The organism is Pseudomonas sp. 05N36, assembly GCF_056397385.1.
In genome coordinates, this window is sequence record NZ_JBFTNH010000056.1 from 1 (window position 1) to 749 (window position 749).

Annotated in this window: 1 protein-coding gene; it reads left to right on the plus strand. The window is 60.9% G+C overall.

Annotated features, from left to right (window positions below):
* A partial coding sequence (locus tag AC1DIH_RS28125; protein ID WP_477774086.1) for an immunoglobulin-like domain-containing protein occupies window positions 1-749 on the plus strand: 749 nt, incomplete at both ends.

Here is a 749-nt window from a genome sequence, read left to right on the forward strand (position 1 = left end):
GCCGGCAAAACCAGCGGCTCGGTGGTGGTCGATACTCCAGCCAACGACGTTTACAAAAACGGCAGCACCGTCAGCACCACCATCGAAAGCACCACCGGTGGCAACTTCGAGCAGCTGACCCCAAGCACGACGCCGGCCGTCACCACCATCACCGATTCGATCGATAACACCGGCCTGACCCTAACTGCCGACAACACGATTACCGAAGGTGGGCAGATCACCTACACCGCGACCCTGAGCAACCCGGCGGGCACGCCGATGACTGTCACGCTGAGTAATGGCGCCGTGATCAACATCGAAGCCGGCAAAACCAGCGGCTCGGTGGTGGTCGACACCCCGGCGAACGACGTCTACAAAAACGGCAGCACCGTCAGCACCACTATCGAAAGCACCAGCGGTGGCAATTTCGAACAGCTGACCCCAAGCACCACCCCGGCCGTTACGACGATCACCGACTCGATCGACAACACCGGGTTGAGCCTGACGGCGAATGGTGCGGTGATTGAAGGTGGCCAGATCACTTACACCGCCACGCTGAGCAATCCAGCCGGCACCGCGATGACTGTCACCCTGTCGAACGGCGCCGTGATCAACATCGAAGCCGGCAAAACCAGCGGCTCGGTGGTGGTCGATACTCCAGCCAACGACGTTTACAAAAACGGCAGCACCGTCAGCACCACCATCGAAAGCACCACCGGTGGCAACTTCGAGCAGCTGACCCCAAGCACGACGCCGGCCGTCACCACCAT